The sequence below is a fragment of the Actinomadura syzygii genome, assembly GCF_008085905.1.
Classification (GTDB): Bacteria; Actinomycetota; Actinomycetes; order Streptosporangiales; family Streptosporangiaceae; genus Spirillospora; species Spirillospora syzygii.
On sequence record NZ_VSFF01000008.1, the window covers coordinates 313,690 to 335,731 of the forward strand.

Sequence of the window (22,042 nt, forward strand, 5' to 3'; positions counted from 1 at the left end):
TGGGGCAACTGAGGCCAGTGCTCAGACGCTAGCCCATCTTCCTCTTGTGTGTCGACCGTCAAAATCTCGCACTATCGCTGGTCGCAGCGGCCGCCGCGGGCGGTCCGGCCCGACCTCTTGTGATTTTTTCTTGACGGTCGTAAAGTTCGAGCACTATCGGGCCGTCTCCCGGTCCGCGGCCAAGGAGGTATGTGGTGTCCCAGGAAGCCGGACGCACCATCGCGACCGAAGAGATCCCGTTCAAGCCACTGGCGCCCGGCGTCGACATGCGCGTCGTCCACCTCGACGAGAGCGGCTCGTGGACCGTCATGATCCACTCCCGTCCGGGCTCGGTGCTGCCCAGGCACCAGCACCTGTCGCAGGCCGAGATCTTCATCATCGAGGGCAAGGGCAACCACCCCCAGACCGGCGACTACAACAAGGGCGACTACATCATCGAGCCGGCCGACGCGATCCACGACGGCGTGGTCTTCGAGGTGGAAGTCCTGATGATCATGCGCAGCTCCGGCGACGTCGCCTTCCTCAACGAGGACGGCTCGACCGCGTTCATGATGGACAGCGGCATGCTCGCCGGCTTCGCCGCAGGATGACGGGCCCGCGTGCCGGGGATGCGCGGGCCCGGGGCGGGCGCCGCCCCGGGCCCGCGCCCGGCGCCTGTGGACGGTCGCCTTCCTGACGGTGGTTAAATCTCCGTAACACGGTGTGCCACCGGTCGAGCAAGCCCCCGAACGTGAAGGCGGAGCCGCATGGCGGACGAGGAGGAGATCACCGGGCGAAGCCAGATGCCCCGCGCGCTGATCGTCACGGTCTACGGCCTCTACGCGCGCGAGTCCGGCGGCTGGCTGAGCGTCGCCTCGGTGATCAGGCTCCTCGCCGGGTGCGGCGTCGACGCGCCCTCGGTCCGCTCGGCGGTCTTCCGGCTCAAGAAGCGGGGCCTGCTCATCTCCCGCAAGCGCGGCGGCGTCGCCGGCTACGCCCTGTCGGAGGACGGGCTCGCGATCCTGCGCGAAGGCGACCGCCGGATCTTCGAGCGGCGCCGCGCCGTCCTGGAGGACGGCTGGCTCCTGGTCGTCTTCTCCGTGCCGGAGACGGAGCGAGACAGGCGCCACCAACTCCGTTCGCGCCTCTCCTGGCTCGGCTTCGGGACGGTCTCGGCGGGCGTGTGGATAGCCCCCGCCCACCTGCTCGAAGAGACCCGGGACGTGCTGACGCGCCACGGCCTCACCTCTTACGTCAACCTCTTCCAGTCCCAGCACGTCGGGTTCGAGGACATCGCCGGACAGGCCCCCGCCTGGTGGGACCTGACCCGGCTCCAGCACCTCTACCAGGAGTTCCTCGACCGCCACGAGCCCGTGCTGGAGCGATACGCACGCGGCGGGGACGTCGATCCCGCCGTCGCCTTCACCGACTACCTGGCCGCGCTCACGGACTGGCGGCGCCTGCCCTACTCCGACCCCGGACTCGCCGTCGAGGTCCTGCCCGAGGACTGGAACGGCGTCCGCGCGGCCGACACCTTCTTCGAACTCCACGAACGCCTGGCCAAGCCGGCCCACGAATACGTCGAGTCCGTACTGCGCGCACCCACTGCCGACTGACGCCCCCGGCTCCCCGCGCCGCCCCGAAAACATGCGTGACCTTAGCATCCAGAAGGCAAAACCCCGCAGGTCAGAAGCCTGCAACCGGCTTCGAGGCGTAGGTAGCCCGGATGAACGGCATGCGCTTACGTCAGGGTGAGACCGTGATGGGTGCGATGCGGGGGGCGGCGATGCGTGCGTAGTCGTCGGTGGCCAGGGCGATCGAGCGGTCCAGCCGGGCGGCGTTGAAGAACAGCTCCGGGACCTTGAGCAGCGCCGGGTCGGCCACCACCTCCAGCCCGGGGTGGTAGCTGAAGGGCAGGACGGTTCCGCTGACGCTGCCGGCCAGTTCCTCGGCCTTGTCCCGGCTCGCGAAGGCGGCGTAGGTGCCTTCCAGAAGGGCCTTGACCGCCTGGAGGTCCAGGCGGGCGTCGCCGGGCACGACCGCCAGCACGTGCCGGGTCACCTTCTTGCCGATCTTGACCATGACGACCAGGCACTTGGCGGCCCGCGCGACATCGTGTCCGCGCAGGGCGCTGACCAGGTCGGTACGCCCTTCGGGCGCATGGTCGATCAGCGACTCCTTCGCTCGCGCGATGCGCTCTTCATCGCGCTTGTAGAACACCCACTGCCTGGTCTTCTTGCCGCGCACCAACCCCGCCTGGGACAGCACCCGCAGATGCTCGCCGCACTTTGGCAGTCAACTAATTAGCTGTCTACCTAAATCTCTCGCCGTGGCTGGGTGAAGCGCAGGATGTTGCCGGACGGGACGACCGGGTCGGCGGCAGGGGATTGGAGGACGATCCGCACGTCCGGCTGCGAAGGCGGGCCCACGCTCACCCGCCGCGTCCCACCGGAATCCGTGTCGGCGCGCACCACGAAGCCGAGCACGTCGCGGTAGAACCCGAGCGCCTCGCCCAGGTCGTGGACGGTCAGAGCGCACGAGGCGAGCCTGAGGTCAGCGCGGGTCAACGCCGCTCCCCGCCGTCGGCGGGAAGGACGACGATGTCGAGGTCCCGGATCCGGTCCGGATCGGTGTCGACGTCGATCCGGGTGACCCTGTCGCCGTCGACGGTGAAGGTCATGACGGCCTTGGGACGGCCCAGGTGCGACCAGACGGCCGCCGGAACGCCGTCCACCAGCGCGAGCCTGGCGGCCTGGGCCCGTCCGGCGAAGAACGCGGCCACCTCCTCGCCGCCGCGGAGATCGCCGACCACGGCGTCCGGGTCGAGCAGTTCGACCAGGGCGGCGAAATCACCGTCCCGGGACGCGGCCAGGAACGCCTCGACGATCTCCCGCTTCGCCGACCGCGCGGCGTCGGACGCGCCCGCCGCCCCCTGCACGCGCCGCCGGGCCCGGCTGGCGAGCTGCCGCGCCGCCGCAGGGGAGCGGTCGATGATGGGGCCGATCTCGGCGAACGACACGGCGAAGACGTCGTGCAGGACGAACGCGAGCCGCTCCGCCGGTGTCAGCGCGTCCAGCACCACCATCAGCGCGACGCCGACCGAATCGGCCATTAGCGCCTCGTCCTCGGGCCCGCTCGGCCCGGTCGGACGGATGCCCGTCTGCGGCTCGTCCGGCAGCGCCCCGGCCGAGTCCTCGCGCCGGTTCCGGCGTGCCTCAAGCATGTTCAGGCAGACGCGGGCGACGATCGTCGTCAGCCACCCGCCCGGGTTCTCCACCTGGCCGGTGCCCGCGCGGCTGACCCGCAGCCACGCCTCCTGCACCGCGTCCTCGGCCTCGCCGGGGGAGCCGAGCATCCGGTAGGCCATCGCGTGCAAGCGGTCCTGATGCTCGGCGAACCGCTCGCCCACCCAATCCTGCTCGACCATCTGTCACATTCCTCCGTCTAGCCGGTCATTACTGATTGACCGGCGAACCCCGGCCGATGTGACGGGGGCCCGGCCCTGGCTGTCCGGCACGCCGGTTCAGGCGGAACGAACACTTCGAACATCAGGGAGACACACTATGAAAGCGCATGTCAGCTCCATCCTCCTCGGCGTCCAGGACATGGAGGCGGCCAAGCGGTTCTACACCGAGGGGCTCGGCTGGAAGATCAAGGACGACTACGGCATCTCGGTGTTCTTCGAGTCGGACGGAGCCTCGCCCGTCGGCTTCTACGGCCGCGACGGCCTGGCCGAGCAGGTGGGCACGAGCCCTGACGGCGGCGGCTTCAGCGGACTGGTGCTCACCTATGTCGTCCGCAGCGAGACGCGGGTGGACGAGATCATCGCCGAGGCCGCGAAGGCCGGCGCCACGATCCTCAAGCCCGCCGGGCCCCTGCCGTGGGGCGGCTACGGCGGCACCTTCGCGGACCCGGACGGCTACATCTGGAGCCTCGCCTACAGCGCCCAGGGAACCGACCAGCCCTACGCGGAGTAGCCACCTGACGTCGGGTGGACGGGCTGCTGCTGGGCATACCCCGGCAAGCACAGAAGACCACCTACGCCTCCTGACCCACACCGTCTGACCCACACCGTCCGGCAAGGAGAAAGCCGTGAAGTTTCGCACCCTCGTCGAGCCGCCCGAACCGATGCGGGGGCTGGAAGTACCGCCCGAGGTGGTGGAGGCGCTCGGCGGGGGCGCGCGGCCGCCGGTGACGATCACCGTCAACGGGCATTCCTGGAAGAGCCGCGTCGCGATCATGCGCGGCCGCCACCTGCTCGGCCTCAGCAAGGCCAACCGGGCGGCCGCGGGCGTCGAGATCGGTGACGAGGTCGAGGTCGAACTGGAACTCGACACCGAGCCGCGCGACGTCGTCGAACCCGCGGACTTCGCCACCGCCCTCGACGCCGACCCCGTCGCCCGCGCCGCCTACGACGCGCTCGCCCCCGGCCGCAAACGCGAACACGTGCGCGCCGTCGAAAGCGCGAAGAAGCCCGAAACGCGCCAGCGGCGCATCGAAAAGGCCCTCACCACCCTGCGCGGCTGAATCCCGGAACAGACGACTCCGCCACCTCCTGCGGCCGACCACCCCGCAGGTCGTGGGGTCAGGCCAAGTCGGGGGAGGGGCGGCGGGAGCCGTTCTCCAGCCAGCGCACGGCGGTTTCGAGGTCGGGTTGCAGGTGGACGCCGAAGTCCAGGCCGGTCATGGTGAAGACGCGGTGGACGCGGTCCCGTAGCCCGGCGGCGACCAGGCTGATGCCGCGGGTGTGGGCGCGCTGGTAGGCCCGCGCGAAGCAGTTCAGGCCGCTGGAGTCGCAGAAGTCGACGTGGGCCATGTCCACGATCACCGCCAGGCGGGTCGCGGTGATGGCCTGGTCCAGCTGCTCGGCCAGGGCGGGGTGCGTGTGGTAGTCGATCGATCCGGAAACACTGACCAGGGCGTAGCCGGCCAGGTCGGACACCTGGACGGTCAGTTCGGGTTCAGCGGCCACGGGGGTCTGCCTGTTCTGGGAAGTGAACGGGGGATTGCGGAGCGGCGGCGTCGGTGCCGGTGCCCGGGCCGGTGGGGCCTGGGCCGGCGGTGCGGGGATCGGCGGGGCGCGCTTCGTCGTGGTCGGCGAACAGGGTGATGAGCGCGTCGACGCGCTGGTCGGCTTCGGTGGGGTGACGGAACGGCTGGTCAGGGGCGACGGTGTAGGTGTTGCGGCGGCCGACGCGGTGGCGGGTCAGGTACCCGGCGTCGACGAGGTCGTTGATGATCAGCTGGGCGGCGCGCTCGGTGATGTCGATGCCGTGGGAGATGTCGCGGATGCGGATCTCGGGGTCGCGGGCGATCGTGATCAGGACGCGGGCGTGGTTGGTCAGGAACGTCCAGCCCTTGCCGTCCGGGGACTCCACACGGATCACCCTTCGGGAGATGTGCGACACGTTAACACGAAGAAATTTTCAGGTAATCGACTGCACCTTTAGGGAGGATACCGGCCCCGGGCCGGTCCCGCATCACCTGGACCGGAGGAAGTTACCAGAGGGTTCGCCCGCCCAGGAGCCAGACGCCCGCACGGCGCTGACACACGGGGCTCTCGGTCCGGCGGATCTCCGCGCGTTCGCCGCCGACGTCGTAGCCTGCTGAAGAGGGCTTCGGGTGGAGGCTCGCGCGCCCTCGTCTTACGACCCGCGTCTTACCGGCCCGCCGCTCGGCGGACGAGCGGCGGACGGCTCGTATGCTGATAGTATGCAATACATCGAGGAGGGGCAGGGGTCAAATCGCTTAACGATGATCCTAGATCCTCCGATCGAGGGTCTATGTCGGAGGGCGACGGTACGGCCGCCGGCCGTGCGCGGTGGACCCCGGCATCCTTACGGAAGAGGTCTGACGTCGATGACACAATCCGGTAGCGGCTCCGATGTGACGCCCATGCTGGCGCGCCTCGCCCTCTCCTCGGACGGGCAGGCGCCCTCCCGGGGCAACATGCCCGAGGCGGTGGCCGGAGCGCTGCGCGAGGCGATCCTGGACGGGACCCTCCCGCCCGGCACCTGGCTGCGCGAGGCGGAGATCGCGCGCGAGTTGAAGGTCAGCCGGACGCCCGTCCGCGACGCGTTCCGGATCCTCGTCGCCGAGGGCCTGGTCAACATCAACGCCAACCAGGGCGCGTCGGTCGCGCCCATAACCAGTGACGACGTCCTGGAGCTGTACGCGTTCCGCGAGGCGCTGGAGGGGCTCGCCGCCCGGCTGGCCGCGCGCCGGCCCTCGCGCCAGTGCCTGGAGGCGTTCTCCAAGCTGATCGCCGAGATGAAGCGCGTCGGCGAGGCGGGCGAGATCCGCGAGCTGTCCAAGCTGAACTTCGACTTCCACGCGATCGTGCGGGACGCGGCCGGCAACCGCTACCTCGAACGGTCGCTCACCCATGTGCACAACGCCGCGCGCCGGTTCCCCGACCCGACGCTCGGACTGCCCGGCCGGGTCGAGGAGTCGATCGCCGAGCACGTGGCGCTCGCCGACGCCATCAGCCAGGGCGACGGCGCCAAGGCCGAACGGCTCGCCATCGAGCACATGCGGCACCTGTCCGAGTTGCGCATCCGAATGCTGCTGCAGCCCAGCTGACGCTCCCGATGCACCGTGGTGAGCCCGCGCCGGATCCGCTCCTCCTGGACGGGCTCAACCACCAAGCCGACTCTGCTCCACCCAGCAGTGCTCGTCCTCTGACTCTCTGCCGATTTCCTTAAGCACCCCGCCACGCATACCCTCCCGGCGCGCCGACCGCCGCTCAGCCGGGCTCGATCACGTCCGCGCGGGAAGCGCCGGAACGGCCGCGGCCATGACGACGGCCCGCACGCGGGGGCGCCGCCGCCGAGGATCGTCTCCGGCCGGACTCCCGGTCCCTGTACCGGCACCCGCCTGATCACATACAGTCTGGATACCACTCTTCGGAGAACAGGTGCCGGTCGGGCGAATCCGCCCGCTTCGGGGGACGCCGCGCATGCTCCCGATCGCGCATGTTCGCGCAGCTGATCGCACGGCACTAGGCAACGCCCTCGCGGTTGTATACTGTTAGCATGTAATCGTGGTCGTGATCGCGTAGGAGAGGGGACTGTTCCAGATGAAGGTGTACGAGGCACTGGCGCGCGCGTTCGTGGCCGAGGGCACGAACGCGGTGTTCACGATGATGGGCGATGCCAACATGTTCTGGCTCGGCGCGCTGGACCGGCTCGGCGTGCGGCAGCTTGAGGTGCGGCACGAGGGCGCGGGCCTGGCCATGGCCGACGGGTGGGCGCGCACCGACGGCCAGCCCGGCGTGTGCTCGACCACCAGCGGTCCGGGCGTCGCCCAGCTCGCGACGACGTTGCTGGTCGCCTCGCGTGCGCGGACCCCGCTCGTCGTCTTCGTGGGCGAGGCGCCGCTCGGCGACGAGTCCTACGTCCAGCGGCTGGACCAGAAGCGGTTCGCCGAGGCATGCGAGTCGGGCTTCGTGCACCTGCCGAAGGCCGAGAACGCCTACGAGGCCGTCCAGACGGCGTTCTACCTGGCGCGCACCGAGTCGCGTCCGATCCTGCTTTCGGCTCCGATGAACATCCAGCAGCAGGCATTCGACGACGACGAGGAGTACACGCCCTCCACCGCGCTGCTCGCACGCGCCAAGCCGCCGTTCCCGCACCCCGACTCGATCGCCGAGGCCGCGGACATCCTGGTGGGCGCCGAGCGTCCGGTCATCATCGTCGGACGCGGCGCCGTCCGCTCGGGCGCCGGCGACGCCGTGCTGCGGCTGGCCGAGAGCACGGGCGCGATCCTCGCCACCACGCAGCAGGTCAAGACCTGGCTGGTCGACAAGGACGAGTTCCACGTGGGCATCTCCGGGCTGTACTCCACCAAGACCGCCATGGAGCTGTTCCAGGAGTGCGACGCCGTCGTCGCCGTCGGCGCCGGACTGAACAAGTACACGACCGAGCACGGCTACCTGTACCCGGGCGCGCGGTTCATCCAGATCGACTCCAAGCCGCACGTGGTGATGGGCGACGGCCGGTCGGCCGACGTGTTCGTCCACGCCGACGCCACGCTGGGCGTGCAGGAGCTGAACCGCGTCCTCGCCGAGCGGGGCCACCACCAGACGGGCTACCGCACGCCGGAGGTCAAGGAGCGGCTGACCACCGCGTTCGAGGACCCGCAGGAGTACGAGCTCGAACCCGGCACGCTCGACCCGCGCGACATCTGCCGCCTGCTGGACGAGCGCATCCCGAGCGACATCGGCCTGATCATCGGGGGCGGGCAGAACATCTGCTTCTCGACGATCCTGATGACCAAGCCGCGCCGCTACGTGCTGGCGAACCAGCACTTCGGCTGCATCGGCCAGGGCCTCACCACCGCGATCGGCGCCGTGGTGGCCACCGAGGACAGGCCCGCCTTCCTCGTCGAGGGCGACGCCGGCTTCATGATGCACCTGAACGAGTTCGACACCGCCGTCCGCTACGGCCTGCCGCTGCTGATCGTGATCTTCAACGACCAGCTGCTCGGCGCGGAGTACCACAAGGCCGTGGCCAAGGGCGGGCTCAACCCCGACCTCGCCCGCGTCGCGACGCCGGACCTCGGCGCGGTCGGACGCGCGATGGGCGGCGGCGGCGCGCTCGCCACCGACCTGGACGCGCTGAGCGCGGCGGTCGACGAGTGGCTCGCCGACCCCAAGCCGACGATCATCGACGCGCGCATCTCCGAGAAGGTCATCAGCATCCCCTACCGCCGCCTGCACTTCGGTCAGGAGGCCTGAGCCCGCGCCGCGGGACCGGAGGGCCACGACGGCGGGCCGCCGCGATCGACGGATGTCGCGGCGGCCCGTCGTCGTCCCCGGCGGTCCCGGCGGTCCCGGCTGCCGCGGGGCAGAACGAGATGGGATTGCATACTCGTGGAATATAATCTGGGCGGACGCGCCCGCCCGGCAGAGCCGAAGGAAGATCTGCCATGAACGCACCGGCCGGAAGCGCCGATCGACAGGCTCCCGGCGGCCCGCTGTCGGGCATCCGCGTCCTGGATCTGGGATTCGTCTACGCGGCGCCCATCGCCGCGATGCTGCTGGGCGACTACGGCGCGGACGTCATCAAGATCGAGAGCCCGGCCGGGGACCCGGCCCGCACCCACGGCTGGACGAAGGACGGCCACGGCCTGTGGTGGAAGGTGATCGGCCGCAACAAGCGCACGGCGACCCTGGACCTGCGCACCCCGGCGGGCCAGGACGTGCTGCGGCGCTTCGTCGCGCGGGCCGACGTGCTGGTCGAGAACTTCCGCCCCGGCGTGCTGGAGTCGTGGGGCCTCGGGCCCGAGCGGCTCCATGAGATCAACCCGGGCCTGGTGATGCTGCGCGTGTCAGGCTTCGGGCAGACGGGCCCGTACGCCGAGCGCCGCGCCTTCGGCACGCTCGCCGAGGCGATGAGCGGGTTCGCGCACCAGACCGGCCCGGCGGACGGGCCGCCCACCCTTCCGCCGTTCGGGCTGGCCGACGGCGTCGCCGGGGTCGCCGGCGCGCTGGCCGTGGCGCTCGCGCTGTACCACCGGCAGCGGACCGGGCGCGGCCAGGTCGTCGACGTCTCGCTGCTGGAGCCGCTGCTCGGGATCCTCGGGCCCGCCGTCTCGGTCTTCGACCAGCTCGGCGTCGTCCCGTCCCGCAACGGGAACCGCTCGCCCAACAACGCCCCGCGCAACCTCTACGAGACGCGGGACGGCCGCTGGGTCGCCGTGTCGGCGAGCGCGACGTCGATCGCGCGGCGGGTGATGCGCCTGGTCGGGCACGAGGAGGTGACCCGTGAGCCGTGGTTCGACAAGGCCGGCGAGCGGGCCGCGCGCGCGGACCTGCTCGACGCGGTCGTCGCCGACTGGATCAGGGAGCGCGACATGGCGGACGTGCTCACCGCCTTCACCGACGCGGAGGCGGCGATCGTCCCGATCTACGACGTGAGCGAGCTGGTCGCGGACAAGCACGTCCAGGAGCGCGAGACCGTCACCCGGGTGCCGGACGAGGACCTCGGCCCGCTGCTCATGCAGAACGTGATGTTCCGGCTCTCCGAGACGCCGGGCGGGATCCGCTCGACCGGACGGCGGCTCGGCCAGGACAACGACGACGTCTACTCCGGCCTGCTCGGGATGTCGGCCGACGAGATCGAGCGGTTGCGACTGGAAGGGGTGATCTGATGCTGCGCAGCTACCTGTTCGCACCCGGGCACCGTGCCGACGTGCTCCTCAAGGCGATCGCGAGCGAGGCCGACGCGGTGATCCTCGACCTCGAGGACGCCGTGCCCCGGGACCGGAAGGAGCAGGCGCGCTGGAACGTGGCCGCCGCCCTCGCCGACGCGCCGGACCGCGCCGCCCGGGTCCGGATCAACGAGGCGCGCGGCGCGGACGCGGAGCGCGACCTCGCCGCGCTGCCCGCAGGGTCGTTCGGCATCCGGGTGCCGAAGGTGGAGGCGCCCGAGGACCTGGCCTGGGTCGCCGAGCGCCGTCCGGGCACTCCGCTGACGGCCGCGCTGGAGTCGGCGCGCGGGATAGCGATGGCCGCCGAGATCGCCGCGTCGGGCCTGTGCTCGTCGGTGTCGATCGGCGGCATGGACCTGCGGCGCGACCTGTCGCTCGGCGCGGGCGAGATGCCCATGCTCGCGTCCCGCGGCGCCGTGGTGCTGGCCGCGAGAACCGCCGGGCTGCCCGCGCCGGTCGACGGCGTCTACCCCTACCTGGACGACGAGGCCGGCTTGCGCCGCGAGGCCGAGCACGTGCGCGACCTCGGCTTCTTCGGCAAGGCGGCGATCCATCCGAAGCAGCTCCCGGTGATCCACGACGTCTTCACGCCGTCCGCCGACGAGGTCGCCTGGGCGCGCGGGATCCTCGGCGCCTTCGAGGACGCCGCGGGCGGACCGGCCAGGACGGACGCGGGCGAGTTCGTCGACCGCCCGGTGGCCCGCCGCGCCCGCGCGCTGCTCGACCTGCACGAGCGGCTGACCGGCCGGCCCGTTCCATCCGCTCGATGACACCGTCGCCTGTGCGGCGGGCGCTCGTTCTGCTGCGGCACGGGCACAGCACGGGCAACGGCGCGGACGCCTTCAGCGGGTGGCTCGACGTGCCCCTGAGCGAGCGCGGACGGCGGGACGCGGCGCGGGCGGGGGAGCTGATCGCGGCGCACGGCGTGGTCCCGCGGGTGATCCACACCTCGGGCCTGTCGCGCGCGATCGCGACCGCCGAACTGGCCGCGGCGGGCTCGGGGGCCGTCGACGCGGACGTCCGGCGCAGCTGGCGGCTCAACGAGCGCCATTACGGCGTGCTGCAAGGCCGGTCCCGCGCCGAGGTGCGAGCCGAGGCGGGGGACGAGCTGTTCGCCTGCTGGCGGCGGTCGTACGAGCACGCGCCGCCGGGCGGCGAGTCGCTGGCGGACGTCCGCCGGCGGCTCCTGCCGTACTGGCACTCCGCCGTCGCGCCGGGCGTCGCGCGGGGCGAGGTCACGCTCGTCGTGGCGCACGGCAACAGCCTTCGCGCGCTGTGCATGTACCTCGACGGCCTCGACGCGGACGAGGTCGCCCGGCTCAATATCCCGACCGGTGTGCCGTTTGTATACGAGTTCGACGAAGGGTTCCGTCCATTTCCTCGGGGCGGCCGCTATCTCGACCCGGAGGCCGCCCGCGCGGGGATCGCGGAGGTGCTGGCCCAGGGCGGAGCACCAGGAGAAACCTTGACGTTCGGCTGATCCCGTCTCTAGGCTGACGCTGCATACAAATAGCATGCAACTTCCATACGGCCCGCGAGAGGTGGCTTCGGCTTGGACAAGACGACCGAGCGCCTGGTCGACTTCGCGCTCGACTCCGCCCGGACCGAGCTCCCGGCGGCCGTGCGGGAGTCCGCGACCGCCCATCTCGTCGACGCCGTCGCCGTGGCGATCGCCGGGACCGCCGCCGAGCCCGCGCGGCTGGCCGCGGACCTGGCCGTGCGGTCGGCGGCGAGTCCGGGCGCCACGGTGATCGGCCGCCGCCGGGGCGTCGCGCCGGAGGCGGCGGCGTTCGCCAACGCCGTCATGGTGCGCACCTACGACTGGAACGACGGGATGCAGGCCAAGGCCGGCGGCCATCCGAGCGACATGATCCCGGGCCTGTTCGCGACCGCCGAGGTCACCCGCTCCTCGGGAGCGGACCTGCTGACCGCGATCACCCTCGCCTACGAGATCCTCGGCGGGCTCGGGGCGGCGACGGACCGGGCCAACTTCGACCAGGGCCTCTTCATGGGCGCGGCGACGGCGCTCGGCTGCGGCGTCCTGCTCGGGCTCGACCGGGAGCGAATGGGCGAGGCGGCCTCGCTGGCGCTCACGACGGCGCTGCCGCTCGGCGTCCACCGCTGGGGCGGCGCGCTGGCGATGACGAAAGGCGGCTCCACCGCGTTCGCGGTGAAGAACGGAGTCTTCTGCGCGCAGCTCGCCCAGGCCGGATTCACGTCGGCGCCCGAGCCGTTCGAGGGCTACTACGGCCTGTTCCACGTCACCGGGGAGTTCGAGCCGCGGCTGCCGGTCAGTCCGGGCGGGCCGAGCGTGATGGAGATGGCGCACCAGAAGCCCTATCCCGCCGAGAGCCAATGCCTCGGGCTGCTCGACCTGGCGCCGCGGATCCGGGAGTGGGCGCCGGTCGAGGAGATCGAGTCGATCGAGCTCACCATGGCCGACCACGCGCTGCGGCACGTGTGCGACCCGGCCAAGTACGACCCGCGGACCAGGGAGACGGCGGACCACAGCCTCCCGTACATGCTCGCCGTCGCCCTCGTCGACGGCGGCATCACGCTGGACTCCTACCGTCCGGAACGCGTCCTCGACCCGGCGCTGCGGCCGATCATGCGGCGGATCCGGGCGACGTCCAGCCCGGAGTTCGACGCGATCCGCGCCCGGCTCGACGGCGTGACCAGGGCGCATCCGATCCGCGCGGTGTTCCGGACGACCGACGGCCGCGAGCGCGTCGAGGACGTCCGCTACCACCGCGGCCACTTCCGCGACCCGATGACCCGCGACGACGTGGACGACAAGTTCGACCGCGCCACCCGGGGCGTCGTCGGCGCGGCGCGCCGCGCGGAACTCCGCGCCGACTGGTGGGGGATCGCGGAGGCCGCGGACGCGGGCGAGGTCATCGGCCGGCTCGCCGACCTGGGGCCGTCCACGAGCGAGGACGAGGAGAACAGATGAGCGGGATCCGCGGCACGGCGTCGATCGTCGGCGCGTTCGAGCATCCCGGCCGCAAGCTGCCGGACATGTCGGTGATGCAGCTCCACGCCGAGGTGGCGCTCGGCGCCGTCGCCGACGCGGGTCTGACCCTCGCTGACGTGGACGGCCTGTTCACCGGCCGGGACGCGCCCGGCGTCGGCGGCCTCTCCGTCGCCGACCACCTCGGCCTGCGGCCGCGGTACATGGACTCGACCGAGAGCGGCGGCGCGTCGCCGCTGTACCACGTCGGCCACGCGGCGGCGGCGATCGCGGCGGGCAAGTGCTCGGTCGCGCTGATCACCCTGGCGGGCAAGGCGCGCAGCGGGCCGATGGGCGGCACCCCGCCGCCGGAGGACCCGTTCGAGACCGTCTTCGGCACGCGTCCGCCGATGGCGAGCTACGCGCTGGCCGCGCGCCGGCACATGTACGAGTTCGGCACGACCAGCGAGCAGTTGGCCATGGTGAAGGCGGCCGCGTCGCAGCACGCCCAGCACAACCCGAACGCCTTCCTCCGGAAGGTGCTGACGGTCGAGGACGTCATCGAGTCGCCGCTCGTCGCCGACCCGCTGCACCGCGGCGACTGCTGCGTCGTGACGGACGGCGGCGGGGCGATCGTGCTGGTCTCGCGGGACGTCGCGCGCGACCTCCCGCGGCGCGGCGTCACGCTGCTCGGCCACGGCGAGGCGCCCCGGCACAGCGCGGGCGGCAAGGTCGACGTGACGGTCTCCGGGGCCGCGTACGCCGCGCCCCGCGCCTACGCGGAGGCCGGGATCACGGCCGCCGACGTCGACTACGCCTCGATCTACGACTCGTTCACCATCGCCGTCATCGAGCAGATCGAGGACCTCGGCTTCTGCGCGAAGGGCGAGGGCGGACGGTTCGTCGAGGACGGCGGGCTGGTGGCGCCGTCCGGGCGGCTGCCGTTCAACACCGACGGCGGCGGGCTGTGCAACAACCATCCCAGCAACCGAGGGGGCATGATGAAGATCATCGAGGCGGTGCGGCAACTGCGCGCGGAGGCGCACCCGGCCGTCCAGGTGCCGGACTGCGAGATCGGGGTCGTGAGCGGCGTCGGCGGCGACCTCGCCGCGCGGATGCGCAGCGCCGTCCTCGTGCTCGGCCGGGAGGACGCCGCGTGAGCCCCGCGCGAGTCTTCGAGGTCGTCGCGGCGCCGGCCCTCGCGACGCCCGTCCCCGAGATCGCCCCGGAGCTCGCCGAGTTCTGGACCGCGACCACCGAGGGCCGCTTCCTCGTGCGCCGCTGCGCGGCGTGCGGCGAGGCGCACTGGTACCCGCGCATGGTCTGCCCGTTCTGCCACTCGACCGACACGGGGTGGGAGGACGCGAGCGGCCGCGGCACGGTCTACACGTTCTCGGTCGTGCGGCGCGGGGCGGGCGACTACGCCGCCGCGCCGTACGTGCTGGCCTATGTCGAACTAGCCGAAGGGCCGCGGATGATGACGAACATCGTCGACTGCGACGTCGAGTCGGTGCGGGTCGGCCAGGAGGTCGAGGTGGTCTTCCACCGGGCCTCGGCGGACGCCGCCCTGCCACGTTTCAGGCCGGTGACGGCATGACGGTCGACAAGGTCTACGCGAGCGCCGCCGACGCGGTCGCCGACATCCCGGCGGGAGCGCGGCTCGGCGTCGGCGGGTTCGGCCACTCCCGCACGTACCAGGCGCTCATCCCGGCGCTGTTCGACCGCGGCGTCAAGGACCTGCGCGTCGTCGTGAACTCCCTCGGCGGGAACCCGAACTCCGTCTGGACGCTGCTGGAAGCCCACCGGATCAGCCACATCACGGTGTCGATCTCGCAGGGCGCCGACGAGTACATCCGCTCCGGGGAGGTCGGCATCGAGCTGGTCCCGCAGGGGACTCTGGTGGAGCGGCTGCGCGCAGCCGGAGCCGGGATCGCGGGGTTCTACACCCGCACCGGCTATGGCACGAAGGTCGCCGCCGGCAAGGACGTCCGCTGGTTCGACGGCGAGGCGTACATCTTCGAGCGCGCCCTGCCGCTCGACTTCGCCTTCATCCGGGCGCACCGGGCCGACCGCTACGGCAACGTCAGCTTCCGCGGCGTCGGACGCAACCTCAACCCGAGCATGGCCAAGGCCGCCGGCGTCGTGATCGTCGAGGCGACCGAGGTCGTCGACGCCCTCGAACCCGAGCAGGTGGACCTGCCGGGCGTCTTCGTGCACCGCGTCGTCCAGCGGGCGCCGGAGATCGTCCCGTTCCCCGCCAAGCGCCGGGGCGGGGCCGACATCGACAAGGCGGCCGTCTACAACGGCAAGCCCGGGTGGACGCGGCGGCGGATGGCGCAGGTGTGCGCCGAGATCATCCCGGACTCGTCCTACGTCAACCTGGGCCTCGGCATCCCGACGCTCGTCTCGAACTTCACCGCCGGGCGCGGCATCGTCACCCAGGCCGAGAACGGCATCCTCGGCATGGGAGAGGACGCCACCGCGGACGACTACGACCAGGACGTCTACAACGCGGCCAGCTTCTACGTCCACCTCGGGGACGGCGCGTCCTTCTTCGACACGCTCACCTCGTTCGAGATGATCCGCGGCGGCAAGCTCGACTACACCGTCCTCGGCGGGCTCCAGGTCGACGCCGAGGGGAACCTGGCGAACTGGGCGACGGCGAACCGCGCGGGCGGGACGATCGGCGGCGCGATGGACCTCGCGGCGGGCGACGCGACCCTGATCGTCACGATGCCGCACCTGACGAACGACGGCGGCCAGAAGCTGGTCAGCCGCTGCTCCTTCCCGCTGACGGGCGTGGCCTGCGTGGACGTCGTCGTCACCGACCTGTGCGTGCTGCGGCGCGAGGCGGGACGGTTCCGCCTGGAGCGGGTCGCGCCGGGGTTCGAGGCCGCCGAGATCGCCGAGCTGACCGAACTCGCCTTCGACCACTGACCGCGTCCCGTGTCGGATAGAGGCGTGTCAGCCGGAGGCGTGTCAGACGAGGCCGTCGTGCGGCGCGCGCTGGCGGCCGTCGCGGCCACCCGCGTCCGCGGCCTGCATCCGATCGGCCACCTGGCGGGTATCACCGGGCGCCCGAGCCGGGCGCCCGGCCGGTCCCGGCTCACCATGAACGCGCCGCCCGGCACCGACGGGCGGACCGGCCGGGTCTCGCTGGTGGGCCTGGACGTGTTCGCCGACCTCGTGCTCGCCGCCGCGATCCGCTCGCACATCGGGCCGGGCGCCCGGCTCGGCACCGTGTCGCTGTCGGTCCAGCACCTGCATGCGCCGGTGTCCGGGGAGATCGTCGGCGAGGCGTCCGCCGAGCCCCCGGTCGACGGGTTCGCGGCGTCGCGCGCCGTGCTCCGCGCCGGGGACCGGGTGGTCGCGCACGCCCAGGGCAGCTTCATGGTGCTGCCGACGCCCGAGGGACGCGCGCGCCTCACCACCGACTGGGAGCGGGAGCACACCGTCCCGCTGCCGGTGATCGGCCTGGACGACCTGGATCCGGCGGAGCGGAGGTTCGTGGAGAGCGTCCGCTCCGCCGCGCGCCGGGCCGCCGGGACCGGACGGCCGCTGGAGGACGAGCTCGTCGAGCCGGTGTGGGCGGACCGCGATCCGCCGCGCGCGGGCCTGGTGATCGGGCCGGAGATGGGCAACCGCGTAGGCCACGTCCAGGGCGGCGTGCTGTACGCGGTCGCGGCGCGGGCGGCGGCCCACGTCGCCGGACCGGGCCCGTGGTCGTGCGCGGACGGCACCTACCAGTACCTGCGCCCCGGCGCCGGGCGCGTGCTCACCGCGCGGCCCGTCCTGCTGCGCCGTGGACGCGCGATGGCCTTCGCCCGCGTGGAACTGGCGGTCGACGGCGTCGCGGTCGGCGGCGGGCAGTTCGCCTTCAGAACGGCCCCGCAAGCCAGATTGCATACTAATGGTTGACACTGTATTTCATTGTATGCAATGCTGAACAATACCTCGGGAGGGAAGGCCGAACCTGGCGCACCGAGGTACTGGGAGTAGGGAGCGAGCGTGGCAAGCTACAAGATCGTCTCGGCCGATTCGCACGTCAACGAGGTGCCGGCCACGTGGGAGCGCGTGCAGAAGAAGCACGGCGACCTCGCGCCGCGGTCGGTGCAGACCGACCAGGGCATCTTCCTCGTCGTCGAGGGCTGGAAGGACCATCCGGGCCACGAGTCCGCCTCGCTGGCCACCCAGCTCGGCGCGAGCAAGGAGGCCTACGTCGAGGACTGCTCGCACGAGTACGTCGGGCTCGCGATCGGCAACCTCGACCAGGACGTGACCACCACCCGGGAGAAGTGGCGCTCGGCCACCGGCACCTACACCGGGACCGGCTCCCCGGAGGCGGAGGCGTTCCGCAAGGGCTTCCGCTACGAGGACTACCCCGGACCGGGCATCGACCCCGCCGCGCGGCTCAAGGACATGGACCGTGACAACGTCGAGATCGAGGTGCTCTACCCGAGCCAGCTCCGCCACCTCTACGAGATGAGCGCGACGAACGAGCCCTTCTTCCACGACATCGTGGACTCGTTCAACGAGTGGCTGCTGGACTACGTCTCCTACGCCCCGAACCGGCTGATCGCCCAGCCGATGCTCTCGATCCTGAACCCCGAGCAGGCCGCGGCGGACATGGAGAAGTACCTGAACCGGGGCGTCCGCGCGTTCCAGATCGCGTCGTCGGTGCCGGTGGGCACCTCCTACGCGGACCCGAAGTTCGACCGGATCTGGTCCATCGCGCAGGAGGCCGACGTGCCGCTGGCGATGCACACCAGCACCGGGCGGTTCAAGCAGATCCTCGGCCACATGGCCTTCGCCCGGACGTCCGGCGCCATCGACGGCCTCAAGCAGGCCCGCTGGTTCATCGGCGGCCAGCTGGAGATCGAGTTCTCCTTCGCCGAGATGATCTACGGCGGGCTGTTCGACCGGTTCCCGCGGCTCAAGCTCGTCGCCGCGGAGTTCGGCACGAGCTGGGTCCCGGGCGTCGTCGACCGGCTGCAGAACCACGACAAGCGCCTCGGCCTCGAACTCGCCCCCGGCGAGTACCTGAAGCGCAACGTGTGGTTCACCTTCCAGGAGGACCGCACCGGGCTGCTGGCCACGCCCATCATCGGCGAGGACAACTACATGTACGCCAACGACTACCCGCACCCGATGACGACGTGGCCGCGGTCGGAGCAGGTGAACGACCACCAGTTCCAGGGGCTGTCGGACGAGGTGCGCCGCAAGATCACCCGCGAGAACGCCCTCAGGCTCTACGGACTCGCGTCCTAGACTGAGCCCGATGGCACGTGTCGAAGATGTCGGGGAGCAGATGAGCGCGTACGAGGTGCTCAGGCAGGCGATCCTGGAAGGCGAGCTCCAGCCCGGTGTGCATCTGGTGGAGCTGGGTCTCGCCGACCGCTTCGGCCTGGGCCGGACGAAGATCCGTGACGCGCTCATCCGGCTCGAGCACGACGGTCTCGCCGAGCGCCGGCCGCGCGGCCTGTTCGTCCGGGAACGGAACCCCGAGCAGCTTCTCGACATCTACGACACGCGCGGCGTGCTCGAAGCGCTCGCCGGGCGCTTCGCCGCGGAGCGCCGGACCGAGCACGACCTGCGCACGCTGAACCGGCTGCTGGCGGTGTTCGACGAGCTCGACCCGCACGACACCGAGGCGGTCGCGGCCAACAACGCCCAGTTCCACCGCGCGATCTGGCGGGCCGCCCACAACGAGTCGCTGCTCGACGTCCTGCAGCGGCTGGACGGCCACCTGCGGCTCTGGCCGCGGACGATGCTCGCCGCGCCGGCGCGCTACGACGAGGTGCGGGCCCGGCACGGCGCGATCCTCGACGCGATCGCGGCGCGCGACGCCGAGCAGGCGTCCGCGCTGACGACCGACCACTTCCGGAGGAACCGCGAGCTGCGCGTGGCCTCGCTGTACGTCGAGCTCGGCGACGTGGCCGGCACCGGCTGACGACGCCCCGCCTGCCGAAGACGGCTACTCGCTGACGACCGCCGTCCGCTGACGACGGCTCGCCCGCCGACCAGCCCGGAGCCAGAAGCTCCGAGGCCGAGTTCCGCCGCCCCCGCCGGGGACGGCGCGTGAGATCCCACCCATGGCGGGCGGCAGCGTGCCCGCGGTCCGTCGCGGCATCCGCGATGCGCGCGCCCTCCGGCGCCCCGTAAGCCCCCTTCGAGCCGCTCACCGACGATCGCTCCCGGCGCCGTCTTCGTGCGCGCCGCCGAGCGTCGTCGACCTACCCATGTCACGAGGAAGGTTTCGTAGATGCGAATCGCCGTGCTTGCGAAGCAGATTCCGCACCCGTCCGAGATGCGACTCGAGAACGGTCAACTGGTGCGCGACCAGGTGCGCCTGGAGACGAACTCCTACTGCCGGCGGGCCAACGCCCAGGCGGTCGCCATGGCCGGCGAGCAGGGCGAGGTCGTCGTCTTCACCATGGGCCCGCCGAGCGCCGAGCAGACGGTGCGGGAGATGGTCGCGCGCGGCGCGACCCGCGGCGTCCTGATCAGCGACCCCGCCTTCGCGGGCAGCGACACCCTGATCACCGCCCGGGTGCTGGCGCGCGCCATCGAGCGGGAGGGCGAGTTCGACCTCGTCCTCACCGGCGAGTACTCCCTGGACTCCGAGACCGGCCAGGTGAACGCCCAGCTGGCGGAGCTGCTGGGGCTGCCGTTCATCGGCCCGTGCAAGACGCTGCACGTCGTCGACGGCGTCGCCGTCGCGATGGTCGAGCTCGACGGCGGCTACGCCGACGTCGAGGTGCTGCTGCCGGCCGTCGCGTCCGCCGCCGAGCGGCTCTGCGCGCCGTCGAAGGCGTCGCCGGACGAGTGCGCCGCCGTGCCCGCCGCCCGGATCGGCCACCGGACCGCCGCCGACCTCGGCTTCCAGCCCGGCGAGGTCGGGCTGGCGGCGTCGCCGACCCAGGTCGGCACCGTGCTGGAGACCGCGATCGGGAACGGGCGGGCCGGAGCCCGTACGGCGTCGGCCGAGGAGGCGCTCCGGCTTCTCGACGCGCTGCCGCCCGCGCCCGGCGTCGACCTCTCCTCGTCCGGCGGGTCCGCGGTCCCGCGAGCGGCGGACGGGCGCGACGTCTGGTACCTCGCGGACCCGACGTCGGGCCCGGTCGACCCGGACCTGCTGAACGCCGTCCGGGCGCTGGCCCGGCGCGCCGGGCGGCGCGTCGTCGGCGTGGTCGGGGACGACGTCGGCGCGGTCGCCGGCGCGGTGGACGGCGTGCTGCGCTTCTGCGGGGCGAACGCCCCGGACGACTGGGTCCGGCCGATCTGCGCCAAGATCGAACGGGCGCGGCCGCACTGCGTGATCTTCGACGCGACGAACTGGGGCCGCGAGCTGGCGGCGCGGATCGCGGCGCGGCTGGGCTGGGGGCTCGTCGGCGACGCCGTGCGGTTCACCGTCGAGGACGGCGCCGTCGTCGCCTGGAAGGCCGCGTTCTCCGGCCAGGCGATGGTGCCGATCAGCAGCTCGTCGCCCACCCTGCTCGCCACGGTCCGGTCGGGCGCGCTCGCCGGGTCGCCGCCGCCGGGCGACGTCCCCGGCCGCGCCCCGATCGAGACGGTGCTGGTCGCCTCGGTCTCCAAGGTGATCTACTCGCCGACGCGCGACCCCGACGTCGACGCCCGCGAGCTGGGCTGCGCGCGCTGCGTCGTCGTGGTGGGCCGCGGCGTCGACCCGGGCGAGTACGGGGAGCTCGACGAGCTGCGCGAACTGCTCGGTGCGGGCCCTCTCGCGGCGACCCGCAAGGTGGCCGACAGCGGATGGCTGCCGCGCACCCGGCAGATCGGCATCACCGGACGCTCGCTGGCCCCGGAACTCGTGGTCTCCATCGGCGCGAACGGCGGGTTCAACCACTCGGCCGGGTTCGTGAGCGCGGGCCGGATCCTCGCCGTCAACGTGGATCCCGACGCGAAGATCTTCGAGGTCGCCGACGTCGGGATCGTCGGCGACTGGCGCCGGGTCGTCCGCGAACTCTGCGCGGCCCTTCGCGACCGGGAGGTCACAGCCCTTCCCGCACCGCGGGGATGAAGGTGGAGCGGTAGAAGTCGATCTCGGCGCGCTGCCGCTCCGGCGCGCCGAGCATCAACACGATCTGGCTCGCGCCGCCGCGCACGCAGTCCCGCGCGTCGGCGACGGCGGCCTCGAAGGTCTCCTCGCCCGCCTCGATCTGCGCGAGCAGGCGCCGGTAGCCGAGGCCGCGCGGCAGCGAGGCCGGGTCGCGGCCCATCTCGGCGCACAGCTCGTCCAGCCGCGCGTTGCGTTTCAGGAACTCGCGGGTCGGGGCGTGGCCGCGGTTCCAGTTCCACTCGTCGGCATGGCGCACCGCGACCCGGAGCGCCCGGTCGCCCTTCACGCCGAGCAGCAGGTGGGGACGCGGATCCTGGACGGGCCGCGGCGCGAAGGTCGCGTCGCGCAGCGAGTAGAAGCGCCCTGACATCGTGCTCGGCTGCCCGGACCACGCGGCTTCGAGCACCTGGCAACTCTCCTCCAGGCGTCGCACCCGTTCGCCCGGTGGAGGGAAGTCCAGACCGTAGGCGTGGTACTCGGCCGCCTCGTTTCCGGCGCCGAGTCCCACGATGAGGCGGCCGCCGCTGATCACGTCCACGGTCGCCGTCATCTTGGCCAGGATCGCCGGATGCCGGAACGAGTTGGAGGTGACGAGCGTCCCGCCCCGGACGGTCTCGGTGCGCGAGAACATCGCGGCGAGCATCGTCCAGGACTCCAGCGTGTCGCCGTACAGGTGGTCGTTCAGGTAGACGGCGTGGAAGCCGTACTCCTCGGCGATCTTCCAGAGCGTCAGGGTGTCCTGGAAGGACCACCTGCGCTGGACGGTCTTCAGCGACCACCGGAGGTCGTGTCCGTACATGCTGTCCTCCTCCGAGAGCGCC

Annotated in this window: 23 protein-coding genes; 17 read left to right on the plus strand and 6 right to left on the minus strand. The window is 71.9% G+C overall.

Going from position 1 to position 22,042, the window contains the following annotated elements:
- The first annotated feature begins 194 nt into the window (after positions 1 to 194).
- The gene (locus tag FXF65_RS21910) at positions 195 to 590 is read left to right on the plus strand and encodes a cupin domain-containing protein (protein ID WP_148351859.1); all 396 of its coding nucleotides are present in this window, start codon (positions 195 to 197) and stop codon (positions 588 to 590) included.
- Between the two features lie 156 nt (positions 591 to 746).
- Positions 747 to 1,595: a PaaX family transcriptional regulator gene (locus FXF65_RS21915; protein WP_148351860.1), complete on the plus strand. Its 849-nt coding sequence runs from the start codon at positions 747 to 749 to the stop codon at positions 1,593 to 1,595.
- A 130-nt stretch (positions 1,596 to 1,725) separates the two neighbouring features.
- Here FXF65_RS21915 and FXF65_RS21920 read toward each other — a convergent pair whose 3' ends face one another.
- Genes FXF65_RS21920 through FXF65_RS21930 form a run of 3 tightly spaced genes read right to left on the minus strand, consistent with a single transcriptional unit; the run spans position 1,726 to position 3,406 of the window.
- Positions 1,726 to 2,247 (minus strand): YbaK/EbsC family protein, encoded by a 522-nt coding sequence (locus FXF65_RS21920; protein ID WP_246198996.1) that lies wholly within the window; start codon positions 2,245 to 2,247, stop codon positions 1,726 to 1,728.
- 47 nt (positions 2,248 to 2,294) lie between these two features.
- Positions 2,295 to 2,546, minus strand: coding sequence for a VOC family protein (locus FXF65_RS21925; RefSeq protein ID WP_148351861.1), 252 nt, complete (start codon positions 2,544 to 2,546; stop codon positions 2,295 to 2,297).
- Positions 2,543 to 3,406, minus strand: a complete 864-nt coding sequence (locus FXF65_RS21930) for a sigma-70 family RNA polymerase sigma factor (protein ID WP_148351862.1) — start codon at positions 3,404 to 3,406, stop codon at positions 2,543 to 2,545. Before FXF65_RS21930 ends, FXF65_RS21925 begins: the two co-directional genes overlap by 4 nt.
- 136 nt (positions 3,407 to 3,542) lie before the next feature.
- Here FXF65_RS21930 and FXF65_RS21935 point away from each other — a divergent pair, with 136 nt between their 5' ends.
- Both FXF65_RS21935 and FXF65_RS21940 read left to right on the plus strand, forming a co-directional pair.
- Entirely contained in the window at positions 3,543 to 3,956 is a 414-nt protein-coding gene (locus FXF65_RS21935; protein WP_148351863.1) for a VOC family protein, read from the plus strand.
- Positions 3,957 to 4,071: 115 nt separating this feature from the next.
- Positions 4,072 to 4,506: a YdeI/OmpD-associated family protein gene (locus FXF65_RS21940; protein ID WP_222868670.1), complete on the plus strand. Its 435-nt coding sequence runs from the start codon at positions 4,072 to 4,074 to the stop codon at positions 4,504 to 4,506.
- Between the two features lie 58 nt (positions 4,507 to 4,564).
- Here the strand turns inward: FXF65_RS21940 and FXF65_RS21945 are convergent, their stop codons facing one another.
- On the minus strand, positions 4,565 to 4,951 hold the full coding sequence (locus tag FXF65_RS21945) for an STAS domain-containing protein (RefSeq protein ID WP_187412439.1): 387 nt from the start codon (positions 4,949 to 4,951) through the stop codon (positions 4,565 to 4,567).
- Positions 4,941 to 5,357 (minus strand): helix-turn-helix transcriptional regulator, encoded by a 417-nt coding sequence (locus FXF65_RS21950; protein ID WP_222868671.1) that lies wholly within the window; start codon positions 5,355 to 5,357, stop codon positions 4,941 to 4,943. Before FXF65_RS21950 ends, FXF65_RS21945 begins: the two co-directional genes overlap by 11 nt.
- Before the next feature lie 481 nt (positions 5,358 to 5,838).
- Here FXF65_RS21950 and FXF65_RS21955 point away from each other — a divergent pair, with 481 nt between their 5' ends.
- The 13 genes from FXF65_RS21955 to FXF65_RS22015 all read left to right on the plus strand — a co-directional run bounded on the left by FXF65_RS21955 (position 5,839) and on the right by FXF65_RS22015 (position 21,182).
- Complete coding sequence (locus FXF65_RS21955) at positions 5,839 to 6,561, plus strand: GntR family transcriptional regulator (protein ID WP_222868672.1); 723 nt, start codon at positions 5,839 to 5,841, stop codon at positions 6,559 to 6,561.
- Positions 6,562 to 7,057: 496 nt separating this feature from the next.
- The gene (locus FXF65_RS21960) at positions 7,058 to 8,716 is read left to right on the plus strand and encodes a thiamine pyrophosphate-binding protein (RefSeq protein WP_148351865.1); all 1,659 of its coding nucleotides are present in this window, start codon (positions 7,058 to 7,060) and stop codon (positions 8,714 to 8,716) included.
- Positions 8,717 to 8,907: 191 nt separating this feature from the next.
- On the plus strand, positions 8,908 to 10,131 hold the full coding sequence (locus FXF65_RS21965) for a CaiB/BaiF CoA transferase family protein (RefSeq protein WP_148351866.1): 1,224 nt from the start codon (positions 8,908 to 8,910) through the stop codon (positions 10,129 to 10,131).
- The gene (locus tag FXF65_RS21970) at positions 10,131 to 10,961 is read left to right on the plus strand and encodes an HpcH/HpaI aldolase/citrate lyase family protein (RefSeq protein WP_148351867.1); all 831 of its coding nucleotides are present in this window, start codon (positions 10,131 to 10,133) and stop codon (positions 10,959 to 10,961) included. Before FXF65_RS21965 ends, FXF65_RS21970 begins: the two co-directional genes overlap by 1 nt.
- Positions 10,958 to 11,671 (plus strand): 2,3-bisphosphoglycerate-dependent phosphoglycerate mutase, encoded by a 714-nt coding sequence (locus tag FXF65_RS21975; RefSeq protein WP_148351868.1) that lies wholly within the window; start codon positions 10,958 to 10,960, stop codon positions 11,669 to 11,671. Before FXF65_RS21970 ends, FXF65_RS21975 begins: the two co-directional genes overlap by 4 nt.
- A gap of 72 nt (positions 11,672 to 11,743) precedes the next feature.
- Positions 11,744 to 13,144 (plus strand): MmgE/PrpD family protein, encoded by a 1,401-nt coding sequence (locus FXF65_RS21980; RefSeq protein ID WP_187412440.1) that lies wholly within the window; start codon positions 11,744 to 11,746, stop codon positions 13,142 to 13,144.
- Positions 13,141 to 14,301, plus strand: coding sequence for a thiolase domain-containing protein (locus FXF65_RS21985; RefSeq protein ID WP_148351870.1), 1,161 nt, complete (start codon positions 13,141 to 13,143; stop codon positions 14,299 to 14,301). Before FXF65_RS21980 ends, FXF65_RS21985 begins: the two co-directional genes overlap by 4 nt.
- On the plus strand, positions 14,298 to 14,738 hold the full coding sequence (locus FXF65_RS21990; RefSeq protein WP_148351871.1) for a Zn-ribbon domain-containing OB-fold protein: 441 nt from the start codon (positions 14,298 to 14,300) through the stop codon (positions 14,736 to 14,738). The genes FXF65_RS21985 and FXF65_RS21990 overlap by 4 nt, the downstream gene beginning before the upstream one ends.
- The gene (locus tag FXF65_RS21995; protein ID WP_148351872.1) at positions 14,735 to 16,078 is read left to right on the plus strand and encodes a 3-oxoacid CoA-transferase; all 1,344 of its coding nucleotides are present in this window, start codon (positions 14,735 to 14,737) and stop codon (positions 16,076 to 16,078) included. The genes FXF65_RS21990 and FXF65_RS21995 overlap by 4 nt, the downstream gene beginning before the upstream one ends.
- 39 nt (positions 16,079 to 16,117) lie before the next feature.
- Positions 16,118 to 17,059 carry an acyl-CoA thioesterase domain-containing protein gene (locus FXF65_RS22000; RefSeq protein ID WP_148351873.1) on the plus strand — a complete coding sequence of 314 codons (942 nt, stop codon included), beginning with the start codon at positions 16,118 to 16,120 and terminating at the stop codon, positions 17,057 to 17,059.
- A gap of 90 nt (positions 17,060 to 17,149) precedes the next feature.
- On the plus strand, positions 17,150 to 18,409 hold the full coding sequence (locus tag FXF65_RS22005) for an amidohydrolase family protein (protein WP_148351874.1): 1,260 nt from the start codon (positions 17,150 to 17,152) through the stop codon (positions 18,407 to 18,409).
- 10 nt (positions 18,410 to 18,419) lie between these two features.
- The gene (locus tag FXF65_RS22010) at positions 18,420 to 19,091 is read left to right on the plus strand and encodes a GntR family transcriptional regulator (RefSeq protein ID WP_148351875.1); all 672 of its coding nucleotides are present in this window, start codon (positions 18,420 to 18,422) and stop codon (positions 19,089 to 19,091) included.
- Positions 19,092 to 19,403: 312 nt separating this feature from the next.
- Positions 19,404 to 21,182: an FAD-binding protein gene (locus tag FXF65_RS22015; protein ID WP_148351876.1), complete on the plus strand. Its 1,779-nt coding sequence runs from the start codon at positions 19,404 to 19,406 to the stop codon at positions 21,180 to 21,182.
- On the opposite strand, the gene FXF65_RS22020 is transcribed toward FXF65_RS22015, so the two are convergent.
- Positions 21,154 to 22,020 carry an LLM class flavin-dependent oxidoreductase gene (locus FXF65_RS22020; protein WP_187412442.1) on the minus strand — a complete coding sequence of 289 codons (867 nt, stop codon included), beginning with the start codon at positions 22,018 to 22,020 and terminating at the stop codon, positions 21,154 to 21,156. The two genes, FXF65_RS22015 and FXF65_RS22020, sit on opposite strands and share 29 nt — an antisense overlap.
- Between the last annotated feature and the right edge of the window lie 22 nt (positions 22,021 to 22,042).